This is a genomic window from Streptomyces sp. bgisy027 (genome assembly GCF_057710365.1).
On sequence record NZ_JBYIVZ010000048.1, the window covers coordinates 1 to 23,556 of the forward strand.

At 70.5% G+C, this 23,556-nt stretch carries 20 protein-coding genes; 13 read left to right on the forward strand and 7 right to left on the reverse strand.

Annotation, left to right across the window (positions count from 1 at the left end; all coding sequences use genetic code 11):
- The 3 genes from AC3ETA_RS36455 to AC3ETA_RS36465 all read left to right on the forward strand — a co-directional run.
- Positions 1–770, forward strand: a 770-nt coding sequence (locus tag AC3ETA_RS36455) for an SGNH/GDSL hydrolase family protein (protein WP_432197174.1), incomplete at its 5' end; no start/stop codon positions are given.
- Positions 771–1,877: 1,107 nt separating this feature from the next.
- Positions 1,878–2,789 (forward strand): nucleotidyltransferase-like protein, encoded by a 912-nt coding sequence (locus AC3ETA_RS36460; protein WP_432197175.1) that lies wholly within the window; start codon positions 1,878–1,880, stop codon positions 2,787–2,789.
- A gap of 6 nt (positions 2,790–2,795) precedes the next feature.
- Positions 2,796–3,434 carry a Cap15 family cyclic dinucleotide receptor domain-containing protein gene (locus AC3ETA_RS36465; RefSeq protein WP_432197176.1) on the forward strand — a complete coding sequence of 213 codons (639 nt, stop codon included), beginning with the start codon at positions 2,796–2,798 and terminating at the stop codon, positions 3,432–3,434.
- A gap of 412 nt (positions 3,435–3,846) precedes the next feature.
- On the opposite strand, the gene AC3ETA_RS36470 is transcribed toward AC3ETA_RS36465, so the two are convergent.
- Positions 3,847–5,523: a serine/threonine-protein kinase gene (locus AC3ETA_RS36470; RefSeq protein WP_432197177.1), complete on the reverse strand. Its 1,677-nt coding sequence runs from the start codon at positions 5,521–5,523 to the stop codon at positions 3,847–3,849.
- Positions 5,524–5,929: 406 nt separating this feature from the next.
- On the reverse strand, positions 5,930–7,492 hold the full coding sequence (locus AC3ETA_RS36475) for a S1C family serine protease (protein ID WP_432197178.1): 1,563 nt from the start codon (positions 7,490–7,492) through the stop codon (positions 5,930–5,932).
- A gap of 269 nt (positions 7,493–7,761) precedes the next feature.
- Here AC3ETA_RS36475 and AC3ETA_RS36480 point away from each other — a divergent pair, with 269 nt between their 5' ends.
- From AC3ETA_RS36480 to AC3ETA_RS36490, 3 genes are all read left to right on the forward strand, one after another.
- A complete protein-coding gene (locus AC3ETA_RS36480; RefSeq protein WP_432197179.1) occupies positions 7,762–8,589 on the forward strand; it encodes a glycerophosphodiester phosphodiesterase in 828 nt (275 codons plus the stop codon).
- A 188-nt stretch (positions 8,590–8,777) separates the two neighbouring features.
- Positions 8,778–9,416, forward strand: a complete 639-nt coding sequence (locus AC3ETA_RS36485; protein WP_432197180.1) for an ATP-binding protein — start codon at positions 8,778–8,780, stop codon at positions 9,414–9,416.
- A 161-nt stretch (positions 9,417–9,577) separates the two neighbouring features.
- Positions 9,578–10,543, forward strand: a complete 966-nt coding sequence (locus tag AC3ETA_RS36490; RefSeq protein ID WP_432197181.1) for a DUF5926 family protein — start codon at positions 9,578–9,580, stop codon at positions 10,541–10,543.
- Between the two features lie 243 nt (positions 10,544–10,786).
- On the opposite strand, the gene AC3ETA_RS36495 is transcribed toward AC3ETA_RS36490, so the two are convergent.
- Both AC3ETA_RS36495 and AC3ETA_RS36500 read right to left on the reverse strand, forming a co-directional pair.
- Positions 10,787–11,455 (reverse strand): hypothetical protein, encoded by a 669-nt coding sequence (locus AC3ETA_RS36495; RefSeq protein WP_432197182.1) that lies wholly within the window; start codon positions 11,453–11,455, stop codon positions 10,787–10,789.
- Positions 11,456–11,510: 55 nt separating this feature from the next.
- On the reverse strand, positions 11,511–12,170 hold the full coding sequence (locus AC3ETA_RS36500) for a bifunctional DNA primase/polymerase (protein ID WP_432197183.1): 660 nt from the start codon (positions 12,168–12,170) through the stop codon (positions 11,511–11,513).
- A 503-nt stretch (positions 12,171–12,673) separates the two neighbouring features.
- Here AC3ETA_RS36500 and AC3ETA_RS36505 point away from each other — a divergent pair.
- Positions 12,674–14,185, forward strand: a complete 1,512-nt coding sequence (locus tag AC3ETA_RS36505; protein WP_432197184.1) for a PP2C family protein-serine/threonine phosphatase — start codon at positions 12,674–12,676, stop codon at positions 14,183–14,185.
- A gap of 168 nt (positions 14,186–14,353) precedes the next feature.
- Positions 14,354–15,838, forward strand: a complete 1,485-nt coding sequence (locus AC3ETA_RS36510; protein ID WP_432197185.1) for an aminopeptidase P family protein — start codon at positions 14,354–14,356, stop codon at positions 15,836–15,838.
- A gap of 130 nt (positions 15,839–15,968) precedes the next feature.
- Here AC3ETA_RS36510 and AC3ETA_RS36515 read toward each other — a convergent pair whose 3' ends face one another.
- The 3 genes from AC3ETA_RS36515 to AC3ETA_RS36525 form a co-directional block, all read right to left on the reverse strand.
- Positions 15,969–16,796 carry a triphosphoribosyl-dephospho-CoA synthase gene (locus tag AC3ETA_RS36515; protein WP_432197186.1) on the reverse strand — a complete coding sequence of 276 codons (828 nt, stop codon included), beginning with the start codon at positions 16,794–16,796 and terminating at the stop codon, positions 15,969–15,971.
- A gap of 11 nt (positions 16,797–16,807) precedes the next feature.
- Complete coding sequence (locus AC3ETA_RS36520; protein WP_432197187.1) at positions 16,808–17,737, reverse strand: intradiol ring-cleavage dioxygenase; 930 nt, start codon at positions 17,735–17,737, stop codon at positions 16,808–16,810.
- A gap of 103 nt (positions 17,738–17,840) precedes the next feature.
- Complete coding sequence (locus AC3ETA_RS36525) at positions 17,841–18,290, reverse strand: ATP-binding protein (protein WP_432197188.1); 450 nt, start codon at positions 18,288–18,290, stop codon at positions 17,841–17,843.
- 269 nt (positions 18,291–18,559) lie between these two features.
- Here AC3ETA_RS36525 and AC3ETA_RS36530 point away from each other — a divergent pair, with 269 nt between their 5' ends.
- The 5 genes from AC3ETA_RS36530 (at position 18,560) to AC3ETA_RS36550 (ending at position 23,551) form a co-directional block, all read left to right on the forward strand.
- Positions 18,560–19,399: a hypothetical protein gene (locus AC3ETA_RS36530; RefSeq protein ID WP_432197189.1), complete on the forward strand. Its 840-nt coding sequence runs from the start codon at positions 18,560–18,562 to the stop codon at positions 19,397–19,399.
- 214 nt (positions 19,400–19,613) lie between these two features.
- Positions 19,614–20,351, forward strand: coding sequence for a YcnI family copper-binding membrane protein (locus AC3ETA_RS36535; protein WP_432197190.1), 738 nt, complete (start codon positions 19,614–19,616; stop codon positions 20,349–20,351).
- A gap of 113 nt (positions 20,352–20,464) precedes the next feature.
- Positions 20,465–21,118, forward strand: coding sequence for an SCO family protein (locus AC3ETA_RS36540; protein ID WP_432197191.1), 654 nt, complete (start codon positions 20,465–20,467; stop codon positions 21,116–21,118).
- The gene (locus tag AC3ETA_RS36545; protein WP_432197192.1) at positions 21,115–21,561 is read left to right on the forward strand and encodes a copper chaperone PCu(A)C; all 447 of its coding nucleotides are present in this window, start codon (positions 21,115–21,117) and stop codon (positions 21,559–21,561) included. The genes AC3ETA_RS36540 and AC3ETA_RS36545 overlap by 4 nt, the downstream gene beginning before the upstream one ends.
- A 13-nt stretch (positions 21,562–21,574) precedes the next feature.
- Positions 21,575–23,551 (forward strand): copper resistance CopC/CopD family protein, encoded by a 1,977-nt coding sequence (locus tag AC3ETA_RS36550; RefSeq protein WP_432197193.1) that lies wholly within the window; start codon positions 21,575–21,577, stop codon positions 23,549–23,551.
- Positions 23,552–23,556: the final 5 nt, after the last annotated feature.

Genomic DNA, 23,556 nt, shown 5'->3' on the forward strand with positions numbered 1-23,556 from the left:
GGCCCCAGCCGGCTGACCTGCTCTTCGGCCCACCTATCGACGGCAAAGACCATGGCGGCTGGGTCACCAAGCCGCCGCAGATCGACGCGGTCGACGCCAATACCGACATCGTCACTGTCGGCATCGGCGGCAACGACTTCGGCTTCGGGGAAATCCTGAACAACTGCCTCGCTGTCGGTGCCGAGCAGACGCTGCCTGTCAAGTACTGCAAGACCTACTACGAGTCCGAGGAAGGGCAGCACTGGCTCAACGAGCGCTGGCAGATCCTCGAGGATGGCCTGCAGGCCACTGTGGCGGACATCCATTCCCGGGCTCCTGAGGCGAAGGTGTTCCTGCTCGGGTACCCCGCCATCGCGCCTTCCGTGTACGGCTGCTCGTACGGCAACTTCCACCAGCTCGGCACGGTCCGGCTGACCAACGACGCACCGTACCTCAACTCCCTGCAGCAGCAGCTGAACCAACGGATCTCAGATACGGCCGGCGACAACCAGGCCACGTACGTCGACACCTACACATCGAGTGAAGGGCACGGCGTCTGCGCCACCGGCTCCAACCGCTGGATGTACGGCGTCTTCTCGAATCTGGTCATGCCGCCCGGCGTGGACAAGCCCGCCGACCCGGCGCAGTACCAGTGCCCGGCCCGCGAACTGGTACCCGCGGGGCTCCCCAAGGGCGAGGCATGCACCTTCGTCCACCCCAACTACTACGGCGCGCTCAACCAGCGCAACCAGGCAGAAGCTGCGTTCCAGGCCGCCAACCTGACCCCGTAAACGACCGGCCTGCCGCCGTGCCAACCACTCGGCGCCGCTCCGCCAGGTCCTGCCATGTCAAGACTGGCCGTCGGGGATCGCGCGCAGCCAGTCCGGGGTCTCGACCACGTCGGGTGTGGCCTGGAAGTGGCTGCCCAGCTTGTCGAAGCGGGTCGCCAATCCTCGCCCATGCCTGCGCCTGCTGAAAACACGCTCGACCTGATTGCGGTCGCGGAATGCGGCGCGGTCGTAGTTCGGTGGCTTTCCACCGAAACGGCCGCGCCGCTACCGGTTGGCGATCTGGTCGTTGGGCTCCGCGATGACCGCGGTGCTGCCCCGCGGGAGAACGACCGCCTCCCAGGACATTTGAGAATTGCCCACCGCTTCACTGCCCGCCTCGTCCCTGAAGCCAGGCCGGCACCGGCAGCATTGGCCGGATGGCCGCCCACTCCGCGTCCGTCATGCCCGACGGATACCGGCGCACCCGATCGGGATGATCGGCCGCGTTGCCGTACACGCGCGCGAGGCAATCACACGACCGTGCAGGCGAGTTGAAGGGGGCGGGGCATGGACGCATACAAAAACGACAACAGGGCCTCCGGGAACCGCTCGGAATGGGATCGCACCCCCGAGCTACAGGAGGCCCCGCCTTCATGCGCCTACCGTCGGAAGATCACCCGACCAGGAACTCCGTTCGATCTGCATGGTCCAAGATCGGTTGAGAGACGGCTTCTTAAGCCACCAGAAGGACGCTACGGAAAAGTCAGGGCGCACGCCGCCACGACAGCAGCCGCAGGAAGAGACCCATTGCTCTGCTGCTGCGCCGCAGCAACTAGCAGGCCCGTCACGTTCGAGAGTGTGTCTCTTGCAGGAGGAATTCTCCGCCGATCTGCAAGAACTAGGCGGTCGCAACATGCCTGAGTGCCGCACCTACATCGAGCAACAACGACGCTTGACGTCGTGCTGCCCGCGAGGGATCTGGGCCGAGACAGGATCAGGGAGGGCCCACGCCCCACGGGGCGCTTGTTGCCCATCTCGGCCCGATTGTCAGTCCTTGGGCGTAGCCTGCGCGCGGGCCAGGAAGCTTATGTGCGCCAGGTCCAACTCCCAGTACTGGAGGAGGGGGACATGCAACTCTCGCCTGAGGAACGAATCGCCAAGCTAGCGCGTTGGAAGAACCCGCCGAGCGTGACGGAGGAGCAGCGCCTCGAGCGCGCACTTCGCATGGTCACCCGCGCGGTGCGTCAACATCCCCAGTTCGCTGGCCTCGGGCTTAACGTCGAGGCGAAGGGCTCCTGGGCGAACAACACGAACGTGAGTAGCGACAGCGACGTCGACATCAAAGTGGAGTTCACCCAGCGCGCCTACCAGGGCTCCTCAGCGAGCGGGATGGGCTTTTGGGAGCTGGCGCTGCCCCCCAACAGTTACAAGGGTCCCTGGACTCCTGAAGCATTCCGGCAGGAGCTTGCGGTAGCGCTGAAGGGGGTCTCCAGCGCTGTGGACGCAACACACAACGTCGCCTTCTATGTGCCGGATGTTCCCGGCAGCCGTCCCAGCACAGACGTGGTCCCGTGCTTCACGTACGTTCGCCAGGCCGGCTGGGGCCATCCCGCAGCCCAGGGCACAGTCGTCTTCACGAGAGACGGCAACCACATCGTCAACTGGTCCCACCAGCAGCTGATCAACGGTAGAGAGAAGAACAAGCGCACTGGTCACCGTTACAAGTTCGCTGTCCGCGCACTGAAGGCGATCGAGAACGATCTGGTGCGGCTCGGCAAGATCGAGGACCTCCCGTCCTACTTCATAGAGTGTTTGATCTACAACGTCCCGGACTCGGTACTCACACGTGGTTCCCTCGACACAGCCTTCGAGGGAGCCCTGGCCCACCTGCGCCAACAATTCAGCTTCTGGTGGGGAAACCCGGACGCGCTGGTCGAACCGAACGAGATCAAGAAGCTCTTCCAGAGCGGCCAGAAATGGAAGACGGACGACGGCCGTCGACTCCTCACTGCGGCATGGCACTACCTCAACTACGGTTGACCGTCGATGACTTCACCAGCCGGGTTCATACGCGGGGGCGCAACAGCTGCCTCCACCGTCTACTGCGTCCTGCTCTATCTACTGGGCCTACGCCCTGACCAAGACCTGAAGTACGCCTTCGCTTACGTACCTGCGGTCCTGGGCTACCTGGTTCTGGTCTTCGACAAGTGGGCCTGGCGTTGGCCCGGTATCCACAGGGCCACCGGGCATCCGCGCCTCGATGGCACTTGGCGCACGACGCTCACCCCAAGCGCCGAAAGCCACATCCCCGACGGCGGCAACCGGGGCCCCATCCGGGCCTATGTCACTGTTGAGCAGTCCTACTGGAGCCTGCACGCCACCCTGCGCACTGCAGAGAGCGGTTCCCGCTCCAGCAACGCGACCATCGACAAGACCGACGGATCAGGTGTCTCTGAACTGCACTTTCTCTACGAGAACATCCCCCAGGTTGCCCACCAGCAGCGCAGTCCTCGACACACCGGTGCCTGTCGGTTGAGTCTGGCAGGCAGGACCCCTCGGGCGCTTGCCGGCCGCTACTACACTGATCGTTTCACCGCTGGCGACATGGAACTAGTCCTGATCAGCAGGACTACCGACTACAGCACCTTCGCTGAGGCCGCAGTAGCAGACACCGTCACGCCCTGATCCCCATGGCACGCCATGGTGGATCGTGGTCCACGCCTGGTCCACACGCACTGATCTACACCGCGACAGTGCGGGATCGAGGTGAGACAGTCCCACGCGGAAGGGGGCCGCTCAGTGAAAGCCGCCTCTTCTGACCAGCGTGTTTTTGACCTGCGGATCGGGCGGGATCCTGGCCCACGAGAACGCTTTGGCGGCCTCACGTTTTTCAAGACCGTTCCCTTAGGCCGCTCGGGCAACCCACCTGTGCTCCGGCCCGCCGGGGGCGGAGCGGGTACAGAGTACCGGCCTTGTGCGGTGCGCGGGGTGCGTGGTCCGTGAGGGTGCGGTGGGCGGGGTCGTGGAGCGGTCGGGGCAGGGGTGCAGAGAGGCGCACTGAAGCCGGCCGGGACCGGGCCGGCCGCTCGACGCCGTGTCAGGGCTTTTCCGGGCTCACGCGGGCGCCGTTCGTCGCGTTCTCGAAGACCGGCCGGTACTCGTGCCACTGTGCGTTCGGCGCGGACAGGTAGATCACGTACTGCGTGCCGTCGTCGCTCGCGAAGGCCAGTTCCGCCGCCCGGAACTTGCGCGCCGTGCCGTCGAAGGTGAACTCCCAGTACCCGGCCGGCCGCCCGCGGAAGGTCGTCGACGCCATCCGCACCCGCTCGTAGCCGGGGTTGTCGCGACGGGTCTGCTCCTCCTCCGTCTCCCGCCAGTGCTGGACGGGATCGGTGCCCGCGAACTCGACGACGTTGACCCGGAGCCCCACCAGGCCGGTCGGGTCGAGGTACGCGAGCTCGCCGCCGGGCAGCGTCTTGGGCACCCAGCCGTCCGGCACGGGCACGGACAGGCCGCTGCCCACGTCCTCCAGGTGGTAGCCGGTGGGCACCGGCGGGGGTGTGGTGGGGCCCGAACTCGGTGCGCTCGCCGACGAAGTGGGCCTGTCGGCGCCGGAGCCGTGGTCGGAGGAACCTTCGGCGCCTTTGCCCTTCAGCCACCACAGCGTCCCGCCCGCCAGACACACGACGAGCGTCACCGCCAGGACCGACCACAGCACGATGCGACGACGCTTGCCCCTGTCCGACTCGCCGGTTCGCTCCGTTCGAACCGGCCGATCGGTGGATGCAGCGTCTGCGCCGCCTGTCATGTGCTGCGTCGGCTCGGTGCGAGTGCGCTCACGGAACGTCGGCTCATCGGCCCCCTCGCGCCGACCCGCCCCCTCGCTCCGACCCACCCCGTCCTGCCGACCGGCCGGCTCCCCCCGCCCCGCCGACTCGACGCCGCCCACCCGCCCGTCGGTCACGTCCGCCAGGCGCCGCTCGACCTCATGCACATCCATCCGCCGCCCCGGCTCCTTGACCAGCAGCCCCTCGATCACCGGGGCCAGCTCACCGGCGCCGCGCGGAGGATCGTAGGGGTCGGTGGCGATGGCGTACGCGGTCTCGATCGCGGTGGCCCGGCGGAAGGGGTCCCGTCCCTCGACCGCCTGGTAGAGGGTTGCGCCGAGGGCCCAGAGGTCGCTGGCGGGGCCCGTCTCGGGGTGCGCGCCCCTGAGCCGTTCGGGCGCCAGGTAGCGGATGGAGCCGATCAGTTCGCCCGGCTTGGTCAGCGAGGACGTCCCGGACTCCATGGCGATGCCGAAGTCGGTGAGGACGATGCGTCCGCCGTCGCCGAGGAGGACGTTGCCGGGTTTGACGTCCCGGTGCAGGACACCGGCCTCATGGGCGGCACGCAGGGCGGAGGCCATGGCGCGGCCGATCCGGGCCGCCTCGGCGGGCGGCAGGGGGCCGCGCTGCTTCAGGACGTCGCTGAGGGTGAGCGAGGGTATGTACTCCATGACGATGCACGGCAGACCCTCGTCGTCGAGCACGTCGTGCACCACGATCACGTTGGGGTGGGCGATCCGGGCGGCGCTGCGGGCCTCGCGGCGGGTGCGCTCGTAGAGGGTCCGCACCTCGTCGTCCTGAAGGTGCGGTGGGATGTGCAGCTTCTTCACGGCGACATGACGGCCCAGCAGCCGGTCCTCGGCCCGCCACACGGTGCCCATACCGCCGCTGCCCACCCGCTCCACCAGCAGATACCGGTCGGCGACGAGCCGCCCAAGATCGGACACCGCGAGACCGCCCCCTCATCCGTCTCCCGTTCGCGCACTGCTTCCCACTAGCGAACGGTCCAGGTCGAGAACGCACGATAGTCCATAAGGGTGCATGGACATGGTCAGCACATGCGCGGGCACGGCACGCGCCCAGGGCACGCGGCACCCGCCCCTGGCACCCGCCACGCGGCACGCGCCACCCGCCACGCGGCACGCGCCACCCGCCACGCGGCATGCGGCACCCGCCACCCGCCACGCGGCACCCGACGCCAGCACCTAGCACCTAGCACCTAGCACCCGCGTATCCGGGACCCGCTCGCGGGCGCGGCTCTCGTCGAAAGCCCGCCCACGCGCGCGTGCCCGTCGCGTCAGCCCACGCGCGCGTCGTCGTCGCGTCAGCTCAGGCGCGCCCGGCCGCAGACCGTCAGCTGTCGCCGGTGCGCGAGCCCAGGGTCAGGTCGACGGTGTGGGTCTTGCCGTCACGCTCGTAGGTGATCGTGACCTTGTCGCCGGGCTGGTGGGTCCAGATCTCGCCGATCAGGGTGGGGCCGGAGTCGATCACCGAGTCGTCGAGCTTGGTGATGACGTCGCCCGGCTTGAGACCCGCCTTGGCGGCGGGGCCGCCCGCCTCGACCGCGTCCGAGCCGCTGGCGCCCTGCTCGGTGATCTTGGCGCCGTCGCCGGTGTCCTCCAGGGAGACGGAGGCACCGATCTTGGCGTACACCGGCTTGCCCGTCTTGATCAGCTGCTGGGCGACGTACTTGGCCTGGTTGATCGGGATCGCGAAGCCGAGGCCGATCGAGCCGGACTGGCTGGTGCCGCCCATGCCGTTGGCGGCGGACTGGATCGCGGAGTTGATGCCGATGACGTTGCCCTGCGCGTCCAGCAGCGGGCCGCCGGAGTTGCCGGGGTTGATCGAGGCGTCCGTCTGCAGGGCGCTCATGTAGGAAGCGTTGCTGCCGGTGCCGTCGCTGGAGGCCACCGGGCGGTTCTTGGCGCTGATGATGCCCGTGGTGACCGTGTTGGACAGGCCGAAGGGGGCGCCGATGGCGATCGTCGAGTCGCCGACGGCGACCTTGTCGGAGTTGCCGAGCGTGAGCGGCTTGAGGTCCGACGGGGCGCTCTTGAGCTTGATGACGGCCACGTCGTAGCCCTGGGCGTGGCCGACGACCTCGGCGTCGTACCTCTTGCCGTTCGGGAACGTCGCCGTGAGCTTGCCGCCGTCGACCGCGTCGGCCACCACGTGGTTGTTGGTGACGATGTGGCCCTCGGTGTCGAAGACGAAGCCGGTGCCGGTGCCGCCCTCGCCGGCGCTGCTCTCGGCCTGGATGGTGACGGTGCTGGGCAGCGCCTTGGCGGCCACGCCCGCGACGGTGCCCGGGTCACGCTTGACCGAGCCGCCGCTGTCGGAGGCCGAGACGGTGGTCGAGGAGGTGTTGTCGTCGTTCTTGGCCAGGGTGTAGCCGAGGCCGCCGCCCAGACCGCCCGCGACCAGCGCGGCGATGAGGACCGCGGTGAGCAGACCACCACGTCCGCGCTTCGGCGCCGGTTGCTGGTAGGTGGCACCCCAGGCGGAGCCCCCACCGGCACCACCGGCACCGCTCGCACCACCCTCACCACCGGCACCACCGGCACCACCGGCACCGTACGGCGACGTGCCGGGCGGCGGCGGGGGCGGCCAGGAGGCGTCGGGCGCCGATCCCTGGGAGGCACCCCCGTAAGGGGTGGCCGGCGACTGGGATCCGTCGGCCGGCGGCTGCGCCCCGTTGGCGGCGGCCTGCGCGGCGTACGGATCCGAGCCGTACGGCTGTGTGCCGTTCGAGCTCGCAGGGGTGGTGTTCGGCACGGGCGGGAGCGGAGCCGTGGGCTCGGCGTCGGCGCGCGGAGCCGGGTGCTCCTGGGATGCCGGAGCAGCAGGAGCATCCGCCGGCACGGGGGGTGCGGACGGGGCCGGGGGGACCGCGGCGCCCTCGTTCTCGGTGCTCACAGCTTCTCTCCTATAGATCCACGGCTGGTGTTGTCGGTCGCACTCGGTCACGCCCGTTCACGCTTGTTCATGGCCGGTGCGCTTCAGCTGTGCATGTCTTTTTGTATGCGGTCAGCTTTTCCCACGGGCCGTCAGAGCACCATAAGCGGTGCCTGTGCGTCCGCGGCCACTCTTTATATAGGTCATCAGCGACTAAACGGGCGCAATCCCAGCGCTCCGGAAACTGCTCCGGTCGCACGACTACCCCGGTGCGGTGGCACCATGACGCGGTGACCCACGCACGGCAGCACCAGATCCAAGTCGTCGCCCATCGCGGAGCCTCCGAGGACGCTCCCGAGCACACCCTGGCCGCGTACAAGAAGGCGATCGAGGACGGTGCGGACGCCCTCGAGTGCGACGTACGCCTCACCGCGGACGGCCATCTCGTCTGTGTGCACGACCGCCGCGTCAACCGTACGTCCAACGGCCGCGGCGCGGTCTCGGCGCTGGAGCTCGCCGAGCTCGCCGCCCTCGACTTCGGGTCGCGCAAGAACCGGGACTCCTGGAAGAACCGAGCCGAGGAGCCCGACTGGGAGTTCCGGCCCGAGGACCCCGAGGACACCTCCGTACTGACCCTGGAGCGACTGCTGGAGCTCGTCGCCGACGCGGGCCGGCGCGTGGAGATGGCGATCGAGACCAAGCATCCGACGCGGTGGGCAGGGCAGGTCGAGGAGCGGCTGCTGCTTCTGCTGAAGCGTTTCGGCCTCGATGCTCCGCTCTCGGCGGCCGAGTCCCCGGTGCGGATCATGAGCTTCTCGGCGCGCTCGCTGCATCGCGTGCGTGCCGCCTCCCCGCACCTGCCGACGGTCTCCCTGATGCAGTTCGTCTCGCCGAGGCTGCGCGACGGGCGGCTGCCCGCGGGGGTCGACATCGCCGGACCCTCGATCCGGATCGTGCGCAGCCACCCGGCCTACGTGGAGCGCCTGAAGCAGGCCGGCCACCAGGTGCACGTCTGGACCGTGAACGAGCCCGAGGACGTCGACCTCTGTGTCGAGCTCGGGGTCGACGCCATCATCACCAACCGCCCCCGCGCGGTGCTGCGCCAGCTCGGCCGCTGACCCGCGCGGGCACGCGGAACGGTGTCACGGCACCGGGAAACCCCTATATCCCCTTCAATCCCTGTACAACCTCTTGACCCCGCCACCCCTCCAACCCCATCCTCCACTCCAAGCCACACCGAAGAATTCCAGCCATCCCGATTACAGGGAGTGCTCCGGCGCGTTCGGTCCGTATTCGATCGTTCTGAATGCGTCGCCGGACGTCGATTGGCCGGTTTCCGGTACAGGCCAATGGGGCATCCACACCGTGGCGTGGGGCAAAGGAGGTCTCGGGGGTGGCGTTGGTGGTGGCACAGGAGGTGCCCACGTCGTCGAGCATGGCCGTACCCCATGGTCCGGCGGGCGTGGGGGAAGCGAGACACCGGATGCGCAATCAGTTGCGTACGGGCGGGGTCGCGGAATCGGTCATCGACGATGCCGTACTCATTCTTTCCGAACTCTTGAGCAACGCGTGCAAGCACGGCCGACCGCTCGGTGACGCACTGTCCGGGGATGGCGATGTCCGGGCCGCATGGCGTGTGGACTCCGGCGGCAGGCTCACAGTGGAGGTGACGGACGGCGGCGGACCCACTCGCCCCGCTCCGGCCACGCCCTCGGTCACCGCACACGGCGGCCGCGGGCTGAACATCATCACCGCCCTCGCCGACGACTGGGGTGTCCGCGACGACGCCCGGGGCGAGGTCACGGTCTGGGTCGTGGTCCACGACGGCGTGCACGATCCCGATACCGGGCACCGCCGGGACGACTTCGCTACGCGCGTCGCGGCCCCGCCGGTACGTGCGATACCCGGCCTCGGCTTCGCGGAGGCCTTCGACGAGCTCGGCTGACGACGGGGCGTTCCGGCCACGCTCCCGGCGCGCGGCGACGGCGCTTTGTCCACAGACTCCCGGCACGACCCGCTGCGTTGTCCACAGCCTCCCGTCGGCCATGGCGTGAACGGCTAGGCTCGCGCCCGTACCAGACGAGCCGTAACCGGGAGACACCCACGATGGCCAAGAAGCGAGTCCAGACCAAGGCCAAGCGCCCGCAGCTCAGCGACGCAGAGATCCCGGTGGTCGGCGCGCGCGAGCCCTGCCCCTGCGGCAGCGGCCGGCGTTACAAGGCCTGTCACGGCCGGGCCGCCGCGCACGCGGTGACCGAGCTGGTGCAGCGCCCCTTCGAGGGACTCCCCGGCGAGTGCGACTGGGTGGCCCTGCGCGAGCTGGTGCCGGCCGCCACCGTCGAACTGCCCCTGAAGGGCGGCCTGCCGGAAGGCGTCCCGTCCGTCACCCTGGCCACGGTGCTGCCGATGGCCTGGCCGGCCCTGCGCCGCGACGACGGCTCGGTGCTGCTCGGCCTTCAGAACGACACGGCGTCGGGCGACATCAGCCGCGACCTCGCCGACACCCTCCAGCAGGCTCTCGCCGCCCAGCCCGGCACCCCGGTCCAGGGCCGCCGCGCCCCGGCGGACGGTCCCCGGCTCCAGGATCTGCTCGACCCCGAAGGCGCGTTCGAGCCAGTTGTGCACTCGGGCTTCGAGTTCTGGGTCCCGGACGCGGAGAACGCCACTCCGGAGGTGGCCGCCTCCCTGGAGCGGGCGAACGCCGCGGCCATCCCGACCGTGAAGCTCACCGGTGTGGACGCCGCCTACTGGTGCGAGACGCCGGACAAGAACCACCTGCGCTGGGTCATGCCGCACCCCGAGGAGCAGCTTCTGGACGCCCTCGCGCGGCTGCACGCGGCGGGCCGGTCGAACCTCGGCGAGGGCACCCGGCTGGTGGGTTCCTTCCGTGCTCACGGCCTGACCGTGCCGGTCTGGGACCTGCCGAGCGGCGTCGGCGCCGAGGACGTGGAGAAGCCGGCGGCCGAGTTCACCGAGCGCCTCGCCGCGGCCCTGGCCACGGACGCGCCGCTCACGCCGGACGAGCGTCGCGCGCGGGGCGGTCTGACCAACCGGCAGGTCACGCTCAGCTGACACACGTGGCGAAGATCGGGTCCGGCTGAACGGCCGTTCAGCCGGACCGGGCCGCACGGGAGGGGTGAATCGGATCACAACTCCCCTGCGGAGCAAGGGAATCCGTGACTTGAAAGCCCGGATCGAATTTGCGAACCGCCGATCTCTTGTTACCGTTCCATTAGCCCGGTTGCTGGTGCATCCCCCGTCGCCAGCAACCGGGTCTTTCCATGTCCGCGGCCCTTTACGGAATGACGCCGACCGTCAACCGTCCGTGGGCGCCCCGGATTTGCCGGGTGCGGAGTTGCTGGCGGAACGAAGCAGCAGCGCACCTCCACCGGCCCGCTCGGCGAATTCCGTGACCGCCGTGTAGGCGTCCAGTCCCGCGCGCGTGCGCTGCCGTGGCGTCTCGCACGTCCTCGGTTCGTCCTCGGCGCTCACCTCGCAGCGCATCTGCATCGTGCGCCCCCCGGGCCCCATGAGGCTCAGTACGGAGTCCAGCGCGCCGCCGGTGGCGTTGCGGAAGTAGGTGCGCGCCCAGGTGTCCTCGCCCTGGGTGAGGACACAGGTCTGCGCCTCGACGCCCTCGGGCGAGGTGAGTTCGGGACCGCAGCGCACGGCCGTCGAGAGGCCGAGGTCCAGCAGTACCGGGGAGTCGGTGGGCGTGGCCGAGGGCGCTTTGGCGTCGCCGTTCGGATGCGCACGTCCGGCGCCGTCCTTCGGGGCGGGCGGGGAGGACCGTACGGTGTCGCGCTCGGGCGCGCCCACGGCGGCGCGGCCCGCCTCGGCGACCTGACCGGCGGCGGCCCAGGCGAGCGGCAGCGCGATCGCGGCCGCCGCGACGGACGCGAGGGCGATCAGTCGGACTCTTCGCTGGTTCGGCCCGCGGCGATGTGACGACGGTGCCCTGTTTCCCCTGGAATGACGCGGCATATCCGGAAGATAACGACCGCACGGGCGTGCGCCGTTCCGCGCGCGCCGGACACCCCTACAACTCGGGGGCGCTCACACCCGTACGAGTGAGGGCCTCGACCACGGCGTCGACGACGGCCTCCACATCGGGCACCCACGGGGAGGCCGAGCCGGGCAGCGGGGCGCGCTGCCAGCTGATCGGGCCCTGACCCGTCTCGGAGGGGGGCAGTGCGAGATAGCCGCCCTCGCCGTGGAAGCGCAGTGAGCCGGGGACGAAGTCCTTGGCGTAGAGCAGTTCGCCCAGCTGCTCCATGGAGTACGGCTTGACCAGGATCGCCCAGCGTGCGGGTGAGGCGACGACCGGGCCGAGGCGCATGCCCATGCGGTCGAGTGCGGTCAGCGCGTGCGCGGCCGGCAGGGCGGGGAGGCTGACCGCGCAGGGTGCCTTGCCTCCGGTGGCGAGGATGATCGGCGCCGCGGGCCGGTTGCCCCACCACCAGCGCACCATGCGCGCGTCGGTGGTCGCCGCGAGGAGACCGGGGTCGAAGGGGTGGGCACCGGGGACCGTGCAGTCGGGGTCGGGGCAGCCGCAGCGGGAATGTCCCTGCGGGTGCGTCGTCACTCCCGGGAGTACGGGCCACTGCCATTCCGTCGCGAAGGTCAGGGCCGCGCTGATCAGCTCAGACTTCCCGTCACCGCGCAGGAGCCTGCGTCGCCTTCCGAGGATCTCGCGCATGAGCGCTCGTTCCTTTCCGTTGCACCGCTGGCAACACCGTGGACCACATCACACCATGTGTCGATCACTTCACTGTGCGTACCTGTTGGCGCATCACACCCTTGCCGCGAGCAAGGGAAACCCCTATGGGCCGAGCGTTGGCTGCTTCCGCGGCAGCCTCGTCCATACTGCGTCTACCAAAAGCATGGGCGTGGCGTGGGGTGGCGAAGTCTGGCGTTTTGCCGTCGCGCGTATTTCTCTTCGCCTCCGCCACGGGAGGATGGGGCACGATCGTCAGTGGCTAAGACGCCCGGGTCCGTCACCAGGTTCCGGGTGGTCGTCAACCACCCCTGGCCTTCACCGAGTACGTACCCATCACGACCGCTGTGACGCTCCGTGGAGCGAAACCAGTCGACCCCAATAGCCCGTTCCCTGAGGCAGTTTTAAGCCAACTTTGTCTTTGCGCAAGAGGTCTACGAGGAGTGCTCTGGTTGCCCCCGGACACCAGGAATCCCAGCAGGACAATGCTGGACATCCCCTTACGAGTGCGTGTACATGTGGAGACACTGCTAGCGGCGCAGAATGACATGGGGGTTTGCGATGCTTTTGAGCAATACGCACCGGTCGGAAAGCCGGACGCCATGAACGCTCCTCACCCTCCGAAAGTGGCCGGAATCGATTCGACGGTTCCATCGCCCGCACACACTGTCGCGCCCGCGCCCGCGACCTCGGGGGCCTCAGCGGTCACCCCGCCGAGCGCACCCGGCGCCCTGCTCCAGGACCGCCTGGCCGGCTGGGTCTCGGACCTCACGACCCTCCACGAACTGACCGAACGCCTGGCCCGCACGGCCACCCTCGCCGACGCCCTGGAGGAACTGCTGCGCGCCGGCTCCGCCCTCGTCGGCGCCCGGCGCGGGCTCGTCGTCCTGGAGCCCGCGGACGGACTGGGCCCCGACACGACCATCGGCCTCGGCCTCGCCCGCGCCGACCTCGGGCACATCGAGACGGTGCCGCGCAGCGCGATGTCGTACGGCAGGATCCTCGACGGGCTGCCCGGCGGGGACGGTGAGATCGCCCAGCCCGACCTGCTCTCCGAGGACGGCCTCGATCCCCGGCACCGCGAGGTGGCGGCCCGCCTCGGCTTCGCCGCCAGTTACGCCCTGCCGCTGTCCACGGACGGCGCCGGAGGTCTCGGCGCCGCCGTCTGGCTGTACGACGAGCCCGCCGAGCCGTCCGAGCGCCAGCGCCACCTCATCGGCCTGTACACCCGCTGCGCCACCGAGCATCTGGCCCGGCTTCTCGAAGTCGAGCGCACGCGCGCGTGCATGCGGACCATGGCCGAGGAACTGCTGCCCTCCCGGCTGCCGCGCATGTCCGGCGTCCAGCTCGCCGCCCGGCACCGCACCGGCCCTCGCGGGGGCGGCGACTGGTACGACGCGCTGCCGCTGCCGGACGCCGCGCTCGGCCTCGCGGTCGGCTCGGTGACGGGGTCCGGCCCCAGCGCGGTCGCCGCGATGGGCCGGCTCAGGGCCAGCCTGCGGGCGTACGCCGTGATGGAGGGCGAGGACCCGGTCGCGGTCCTGTCCGACCTGGAGCTGCTGCTGCGGCTCACCGAGCCGGCCCGCTCCGCCACCGCGCTGTTCGCCTACTGCGAGCCCGCCCTGCGCAAGATCACGCTCGCCGGCGCCGGGCACACCCCGCCGCTGCTGATCGGCGACCGGCGCACGGAGTTCGTGGAGACCTCCGTCTCCGCCCCGCTGGGCATGCTGGCCTGCTGGGAGGCGCCGAGCGTCGAGATCACCGCTGAAGCCGGAGAGACGGTTCTGCTGTACACCGACGGGCTGCTGCACCGCACCGGCGACGCCACCGACCGCGCCTTCGCGCGGCTGCACGCGGCGGCGGCCGGCGTACCGCGGGCGATCCGGCACGATCCGGACGCCGTGGTCGACCACGTCCTGCGGACCGTGCTGCCGGACGGGGCGGACCTGGCGGACAGCGACGAGGACGTCGTCCTGCTCGCCGCACGCTTCGAGTAGCGGCTCCTGTACGCCGCGGCCGTCCGGCCGTGACAGGGGCGTGGTCAGCCATAACAGGCACGTGGTCCGCGCCATAACACCGGCGGGCATGCCGTCCCGCGACCCTGGGCTCCGTCCCGTACGACCGTACGATGGATGGGGTCCAGTGCCGTATCGAGGAGGATGACCGTGGCCGACGAGCTCACCCCGGATGAGTCCATTGCCGCTACCGCGGCGGGCCCGGAGACTGAGTCTGAGGAGCCGATCAAGCAGCGCAAGAACGGCCTGTACCCGGGCGTGTCCGACGAGCTCGCCGAGAACATGAAGTCCGGCTGGGCCGACACGGAGCTCCATGACCTGGAGCCGATCGCCCAGGCCGCCGAGACCGCCGCCCGCCGCGCCGCGCTGTCGGCACGGTTCCCGGGCGAGCGCCTGGTGATTCCCGCGGGCAACCTGAAGACGCGCTCGAACGACACCGAGTACGCCTTCCGGGCGTCGGTCGAGTACGCGTACCTCACCGGCAACCAGACCGAGGACGGGGTGCTCGTCCTGGAGCCCGTCGCGGACCGCCACGAGGCGACGATCTACCTCCTGCCCCGCTCCGACCGGGAGAACGGCGAGTTCTGGCTCTCCGGCCAGGGCGAGCTGTGGGTCGGCCGCCGGCACTCGCTGACCGAGGCCGAGAAGCTGTACGGCATCCCGGCCTCCGACGTGCGCGAGCTCGCCGGCAGCCTGCGCGAGGCCACCGGCCCGGTCCGGGTCGTACGCGGCTACGACGCCGAAATCGAGGCCGCGCTGACCGACAAGGTCACCGCCGAGCGGGACGCCGAGCTGCGCGTCTTCCTCTCCGAGGCGCGGCTGGTCAAGGACGAGTTCGAGATCGGCGAGCTCCAGAAGGCCGTCGACTCCACGGTCCGCGGCTTCGAGGACGTGGTGAAGGTCCTCGACAAGGCCGAGGCCACCTCCGAGCGCTACATCGAGGGCACCTTCTTCCTCCGCGCGCGCGTCGAGGGCAACGACGTCGGCTACGGCTCCATCTGCGCCGCCGGCCCGCACGCCTGCACGCTGCACTGGGTGCGCAACGACGGGCCCGTGCGCTCCGGTGACCTGCTGCTGCTCGACGCGGGCGTCGAGACGCACACGTACTACACCGCCGACGTCACGCGCACGCTGCCGATCAACGGCCGCTACAGCGAGATCCAGAAGAAGATCTACGACGCCGTGTACGAGGCCCAGGAGGCCGGGATCGCGGCCGTGCAGCCGGGCGCGAAGTACCGGGACTTCCACGACGCCTCGCAGCGCGTGCTCGCCGAGAAGCTGGTCGAGTGGGGGCTCGTCGAGGGGCCGGTGCAGCGGGTGCTGGAGCTCGGTCTCCAGCGGCGCTGGACGCTGCACGGCACCGGGCACATGCTCGGCATGGACGTCCACGACTGCGCCGCCGCGCGCGTGGAGTCCTACGTCGACGGCACGCTGGAGGCCGGCATGGTGCTGACCGTCGAGCCGGGGCTGTACTTCCAGGCCGACGACCTGACGGTGCCGGAGGAATACCGGGGCATCGGGGTGCGGATCGAGGACGACATCCTGGTGACCGAGGACGGCAACCGGAACCTGAGCGCTGCGCTGCCTCGGCGGTCGGGTGAGGTGGAGAGCTGGATGGCCTCCTTGAAGGGCTGACGTCGGATTGACGGCCGGACACCGGCAGGGTGTCCGGCCATCGTTGCGGTCTGCGGGTCGTGGGGGCCTGTCGCGCCCACGCGGCAGAGCCGCAGATGGAGACCGCCCCGCGCCCCTTGAGGCGTTGCCGCTAGGCGGCGGGGACCAGTACCGGTATCGAGTCCAGGAACAGCGCCCCCGCCAATAGCCCCGCGCTGCCCCGTGGGCTCCACGCGCGTGCGTGCAGGTCGGCGTCGAGTGACGCCAGGGCCTGCGCGCCCGCCTCGGTCGCCGTGCCGCCCGACTCCAGGACCGTGCGGGCGCCCGCCTGGACGTGGCGCAGCCCCATGGGGCCCGCCGTGTAGAGGAGTTCGGTGTCCTGGAGGGTGGACATCACCGTGAGCAGGGCGTCCAGGCGTGCCTGTTCCTCGGTGGCGCCGGCGGCGCGGGCCCCGGTGAGGGTGTCCAACGCCCGCCGCACGTGCGGGAATCCGGCCCGTGCCTCGCCCCGGGCCCCGGCGGCACCGTACTTCGCGGACACCGAGGAGCCCCGGGAGGGCCTGCGCGGGGCGCGCCTGTCGGTGTGCGCGGCGAGGCGCTTGGCGGTCGCGGCGACGTCCCGCGCCCCGGCCCGGGGATCCAGGGCGGCCGCGGCGACCAGCAGGCCGAGCGCCCACAGCGCGCCCCGGTGACCGCCGCCCGCGAGGCGCACCGAGTGCTCGGTGCACCTGCCGATGGCGCCGAGTTCGGTGCGGAGCGCGGGGGTCGGCCCGCCGGTGCGCCGGGCGGCCGCGGCCATCGCGGCGAGGCCCGGCGCGAGCGCCCTGGCCGACCAGCGCAGCATGCCGTGGTCCGTGCGGCTGACGCGGGCGCCGAGGTCGCGCGGGTCGGGCAGGCCCGGCTTGGGGGCCAGGGCCAGCTGTCCGGTCAGCGCGGTCACGGCCGCCCGCGCCAGCGCCTCGTCCTCGCGGCTGCTCATGGCCGTACCCCCTAGGAGGACGCCGAGGCCGACGGGGCGTCGCCCGGAGCGCCGCTCGGTGCGTCGCCGGGCGGCGTGCCGCCACCGCCGCCGCTGCCCGCGCCGGTGTTCTCGGCGTCGGGGTCGACGGCGACGGTCAGGAAGCCCTTGTAGCCCTTGGACGGGTCCTTCTTGTGCACGGCCTCAAGGGTCAGCAGGCCGCTGGAGGCGCCGCCGCCGTCGTAGACCATGTCGTCGTCGAGGGTGGTGTAGCTGCCGGAGTGCTTCGCGTACGGCTCCAGGGTGAAGATCTCCTCGGCGATCCTGTCGTCGAAGAACAGCTGGCCGGTGTGGTTGACCTTGCCGCCCTCGTAGGTGCCGTCCTCCTTCTGGCCGCCGGTGTGCACCTTGAGGTGGATGTGGCAGGTGCGCGGGGTGTACCAACCGGGGAAGATGGTCTCGAACTTGACGACCCCGTTGGCGCCCGCGATCTGATAGCCGCGCAGGTACGTGTCGTCGTCGGCGGCCGAGCCGTCCTCGCTCTCGGCGGGCGCGGAGCCGCCGGGGTTGGCCGTGGTGTAGCCGGAGTAGTAGCCCCAGGCGTCGCAGTGCCAGATCTCGACGGCGGCGCCCTTGACCGGGGTGCAGCCGTCGGTGGCGTCCACGACGGTGAGCCGCAGCGTCAGCGGGACGCCGCTCTTGCCCTCGGTGATGTCCTTCCGCACCAGGGCGCCGTCGAGGTAGTACGGGCCCTCGGTGACGCTCGACATCAGCGTCATGCAGCCGGAGCTCTCCGAGGCGCTCGCCGAAGCCGTCGTCGTCTCTTCGGCCGTGGTCGTGGCGGAGTCGGCGAAGGCAGCCTGGTAGCCGGCGACCGCGAGACCGCCCGCCGCGACCGTGCCCCCGGTCACCGCGAGGGCGCGGCGCCGGGTGATCGACCTGTCCTTGTGGTTTCCCGTCATGGCACGGAAATTAGGGACGCCACCCGTCAAGGGCGTGGGGCGGCGCTGTGCGACGGCTGTGAGTGCCGAGGATGCGGGGCGCGCCGGACCTCTCGCGCCGGCGCTACACCGCCATCAGCGGAGCGTCCTTGCGCCACTTGAGGATCTTGTCGAAGCTCACCACCGCGCCGCCCCGGTCCGGCTTGTTGCCGATCTGGACGTGGTCGGCGAGCTCGTTGATGAGACACAGGCCCCTGCCGTCCTCGGCGTCGAAGGACGCCAGGCGCGGGGCGCGAGGGGGCGCGGTGAATCCGGGGCCCGAGTCGGTGACCTCGATGTGGCACTTCTCGCCGTCCAGATAGGCCGTGACGCGGTACGCCTGCGGGGAGCCGTCGGTCGTGACGCCGCCTCCGTGCTCGACGGCGTTGGCGCAGGCCTCGCTGAGGGCGACGGAGAGGTCGTACGAGATGTCGGGGTCCACGCCCGCCGTCTCCATGGTGCCGAGCAGCAGCCGCCGGGCGAGGGGAACGCTCGCGGCTTCACGGCGCAGATGGAGTGACCACCAGATGCTCATGCTCCAGCCTCCTGGCCGCGGCTCGACATACCGTTACGTATTGCCGCGAGTTCCCGGCTGTAAGCACATCCTTGACGTGATGCCGCCCATATGGTCGATGCGCCCACGCCGGAATCGGTGTATGTGGTGGCGGCCCACACCAGAAGGTGATCTTCCGGTTTCTACGGTGCCGTATACCCCGTACTTCTCGTTCATCCCCAACCACCCGTACCTCATCTTGCGGACCTGCCGTATGGCGGTCTTGGGGCCAGTGCGATGATGAGCCCGCCATGACTGCCCCCCACCCGCGCACGGCGCGGTCCGGAAGTGATCTCCGGGTCCTGCGGGCCGCGGTGTTCGCCGCGGTCTGCGTCGTGCTGGCCGGGGTCGGGCACGTACTCGGCTCCTGCGCCACCGTTCCGATGTGGACGCTGGGCGCCGGGTTCCTCGGAGTCCTGGTCGTGGCCCTGCCGTTCGCGGGGCGCGAGCGCTCGCTGCCCGGCATCGCGGCGCTGCTCGCGATCGGCCAGACCGTGCTGCACACCCTGTTCGGACTGGGTCAGCATGTGACGGCGACCGCGTCGTCGGCGGCCCCCGGGTCCGGCTCCGTGTCGGACGCCGCCCTCGTCGCGCGGGCCGCGCGGCTCGTGTGCGGCACCGCCGCGGCGGCCATCAGCCCCGCCCAGGCCGAGCGCATCCTCACCGACGCGCGGATCGGCCCGGCCACGGGGGCGCATGCCTCGCACCCGTCGGCGGACGCCATGTCCACGGCCGGCGGCACCGGCTTCGGCACTTCCCTGCTGCCGTCCCTTCCGATGGTGCTCGCCCACGTGCTCGCGGCGTTCGCCGCCGGATGGCTGCTGCGGCGCGGGGACCTGGCCCTGCTGCGGATAGTCGAGATGTCCGCGCTGTCGGCGCACTCGGTCGCCGAGGGGGCTTTCATACGTTCCCTGCGCGGAGCGCTCGCTCTGGTGCGCGCCCTGCGTGCCGGGCTCCCGGGCGCCCCCGAGGCGGGCCCGCGCTTCCTGCGCACCGAGTCCCCCGCGCACCACGCACCACGCACCGCCGCTCTCCAGCACACGGTGATCAGGCGCGGCCCGCCGGCCGACGTGCTCGCCCTCGCCGCCTGACACGACGCGACCTTCGCTCCACCTCCGTGGATCCGCTCCACCTCCGTGGGCTGAGAGGCCGCCGTCGTGCGGCACGCGTGCATGCGCGAGTTCCCCGGTCCAGGGATCTCCTCCCGCCGGACTTCCCGGCTTTCCCGCTGACCGGGCACCTCCACGCGCGCGTACTCCTCTTCACCACCGGAACCCGAATCTCACTCACAGTGGAGTGCTTCGCATGAAGGCCTCTCGTATCGCCGCCGTCGGCGCCCTCGCCGGCACGGCCGTACTCGCCCTGTCCGGGCCCGCTTTCGCCCACGTCAGCGTGCAGCCCGAGGGCACCGCCGCCAAGGGCGGTTACGCGGTCGTCGACTTCAAGGTGCCCAACGAGCGCGACAACGCCTCGACCACCAAGCTCGAGGTCAGCTTCCCGACCGACCACCCGCTGGCCTCCGCGATGCCGGAAGCCATGGACGGCTGGAAGATCGAGGTCACCAAGTCAAAGCTCGACAAGCCGATCGAGCTGCACGGCGAGAAGATCTCCGAGGCGGTCTCCAAGATCACCTGGACCGCCGAGGGCAAGGGCGTCGAGCCGGGCTACTTCCAGAAGTTCCCGGTCTCCATCGGCCAGCTCCCCGAGGACACCGACGAACTCGCCTTCAAGGCGATCCAGACGTACTCCAACAAGGAGGTCGTGCGCTGGATCGAGGTCCCGCAGGAGGGCCAGGACGAGCCCGAGAACCCGGCTCCGGTGCTCACGCTGTCCGCCGCCGAGGAAGGCCACCACGGCTCCTCCGCCGCCGACAAGGCCTCCGACTCCGACGACGCCGAGGCCGCCGCCGCGAAGACCGAGGCCGCCGGGCCCGCCGACAGCAGTGACACCACCGCCCGCGTCCTGGGTGTCGTCGGCATCGTCGTCGGCGCGCTGGGCGTGGCGTACGGCGTGCTCGCCGGCCGTCGGCGCACCGACGCCTGACGGCCCCGCGGGCTCACGGCGCGCACCGGGCACCCCGGGTGCGCGCCGGAGCCCCCGCCCACGGGCCGACCTGAACGACTAGGACATTTTTTCTATGCGTAAGAAGATCTGGCATGCGTAAGAAGACCTTCGCCGCGGCCGCCCTGCTCGCCGCCGCGACTCTGACCCTGACCGCCTGCGGCAACGGTGACGACAACGCCTCGCCCGTGACCGTGGTCTCCGAGGAACCCGGCTCGGACAAGGCGGCCATCGTGCTCGACAAGCCGTTCGAGAAGCCGGACCTGGTCCTCACCGACACGAACGGCAAGAAGTACGACCTCCGCAAGGAGACCCAGGGCAAGCCGACGCTGATCTACTTCGGCTACACCAACTGCCCCGACGTCTGCCCGCTGACGATGAACAACATCGCCGTGGCCAAGAAGCAGCTGCCCAAGGCCGAGCAGGACGAGCTGACCGTCGTGTTCGTCACCACCGACCCGCAGCGCGACACCGCTCCCGCGCTCGGCAAGTGGCTCAAGGGCATCGACTCGCAGGTCGTGGGCCTGACCGGCTCCTTCGCCACCATCCAGGCCGGCGCCCGCACCCTCGGCATCACCATCGAGCCGCCGCACAAGGACAAGAACGGCAAGACGGTCTCCACCCACGGCACCCAGGTCGTGGCGTTCTCGCCGAAGACCGACGCCGGATACGTCCTCTACACCGAGGACGCGAGCGTCGACGACTACACCAAGGACCTCCCCAAACTGATCAAGGGGGAGAAGCCGTGAGGCGGTTCGCCCCGGTGGCCGTCGTACTGACCGGAGCCCTGACCCTTGCGGGCTGCGGCTCGGAGAACTCCAAGGCCGACGTGTCCGTCAGCGGCGCCTACATGCCGCAGCCCGTCTCCGAGTCCATGGCGGCCGGCTATCTGACGGTCACCAACAAGGGCGGTACGAAGGACGAGTTGACGTCCGTGACCAGCGACGTCGGCGACGTCACCGCCCACAAGACCGTCGACTCCGCGATGCAGGAGGCCAAGGACCTGCCCGTCCCCGCGCACGGTCAACTCGTGTTCAAGAGCGGCGGCAACCATCTGATGTTCGAGAAGCTGAAGCGAAAGCCGATGCAGGGCGAGACGGTGACCGTGAAGCTGCACTTCGCCGAGTCCGGCACCGTCACGGTGAAGATGCCGGTGAAGCCGGCGACGTACGACCCGAAGACCGGACACTGAGGGAGAGATCGCCTTGACCCAGACCATCGCACCCCGCGTCCGGACCCTGGTGCTGCTGCTCCTGGCCGCCACCGGCCTGCTCCTCGCCGGTGCCGGGCCGGTCTCCGCACACGCCGCGGTGACCGGCAGCGCCCCGCAGCAGGGCGCGGTGGTCGACAAGGCCCCGACGCAGGTGTCACTGACCTTCTCCGAGAAGGTCGCCCTGTCCGACGACTCCCTGCGGGTGCTCGACCCCAAGGGCAAGCGCGTCGACCGCGGCGACCCGGCCAACGTCACCGGCACGACGTACGCCGTGCAGCTCCACGGCGGCCTGCCCGACGGCACGTACACCGTCACCTACCAGGTGGTGTCCGAGGACAGCCATCCCGTCGCCGGCGCCTACACCTTCTCCGTCGGCGCGCCCTCCCAGACCACCGTCTCCGTCTCCGGGCAGACCGCGGGCGGCGGGGTCGTCGGCACGCTCTACGGCTTCGGACGGTATGTGTCGTACGCCGGCTTCATCGTGATGGTCGGCGGCGCCGCCTTCGTGCTCGCCTGCTGGCAGCGCGGGGCGGGCGTGCGGGCGCTTCAGCGGCTCACCGTCGCCGGCTGGCTGGCGCTGACCGCCGCCACGCTCGGGCTGCTGCTCCTGCGCGGCTCCTACACCGGCACCGGCAAGGTCGGTGACGTCTTCGACCTGGACCTGCTCGGGCAGGTGCTCCAGACCAAGACCGGTGCGGCACTGGTGTCCCGGCTGCTGCTGCTCGCCGCGGCGGCGCTGTTCATCGCGGTGCTGTTCGGGGCGTACGAGAAGCGCGAGGACGAGGAGAAGCAGGACCTGACCTTCGGGCTCGCCATCGGCGGGGTCGTGGTGTCGGCGGGGCTCGCGGCGAGCTGGGCGATGTCCGAGCACGCCTCGGCCGGGCTCCAGGCCGGCGTCGCGATGCCGGTCGACATCATCCATCTGCTGGCCGTCGCGGGCTGGCTCGGCGGGCTGGCCGCGCTGCTCGTCGCCCTCTACCGGGCGCCTGCGGACACTCCGCTCGACGCGTCGGCCGTACGCCGGTTCTCGCGTCTGGCGTTCGGCAGCGTGCTCGCCCTGGTCGCTACCGGGATCTACCAGTCGTGGCGGCAGCTCGGTTCATGGACGGCGTTCACCGACACGCGGTACGGGCAGCTGCTGCTGGTCAAGATCGGGCTCGTGGCCGTGCTGGTGGGGATCGCGTGGGTCTCGCGGCGTTGGACCGGGCGGCTGGCCGAGGGCGTCGTGATGACGCCGCGGGAGGAGTCGGACCCGGTCGCGGACGCCGACGAGAAGGAGCCCGCGCGTGCGGGCGCGTCGGGTTCGGGCTCCGGCTCCACCTCTGCCGGGAAGGACGCGGCGGTCTCCGGCAAGAAGGGCGCCGCCGGGTCCGGCAAGGCGGACGGCGACTCCGAGCGGGCCGCCCAGCTCGCCCGGCAGCAGGCCGCGATCGATACGGCACGGCGCAAGGAGCGGCGCGACGCCGACCCGAACCGGTTCGGACTGCGCCGATCGGTGCTCGCCGAGGCGGGGGTCGCCGTCGTCCTGCTCGCCGTCACCACCATGCTGACGTCGACCGAGCCGGGGCGTACGGAGGAGGAGGCCAGGGCCGCCGCCTCGGCCTCGGCGGCGGACGCGTCGTCGGCGGGGGCGCTGACCCTTGACATGTCCTTCGACACCGGCGGCGAGGACGGCAAGGGCGTCGTACGGGTCGACCTCGACCCCGCGCGCGTGGGCGGCAACGAGATGCATGTGTACGTGCAGCGCCCCAATGGCCGTGTCTTCGACATCCCCGAGGTGAAGGTCGCCTTCACGCTGGAGTCCCAGGACATCGGGCCGCTGCCGGTCGTCCCGGACCACATCACTACCGGACACTGGTCGGCGAGCGGGGTGCAGATCCCCATGGCCGGTCAGTGGAAGGTCTCCGTGACCGTGCGGACCTCCGACATCGACCAGACCACTGTCTCCAAGAACGCGCAGATCGGCTGACCCTC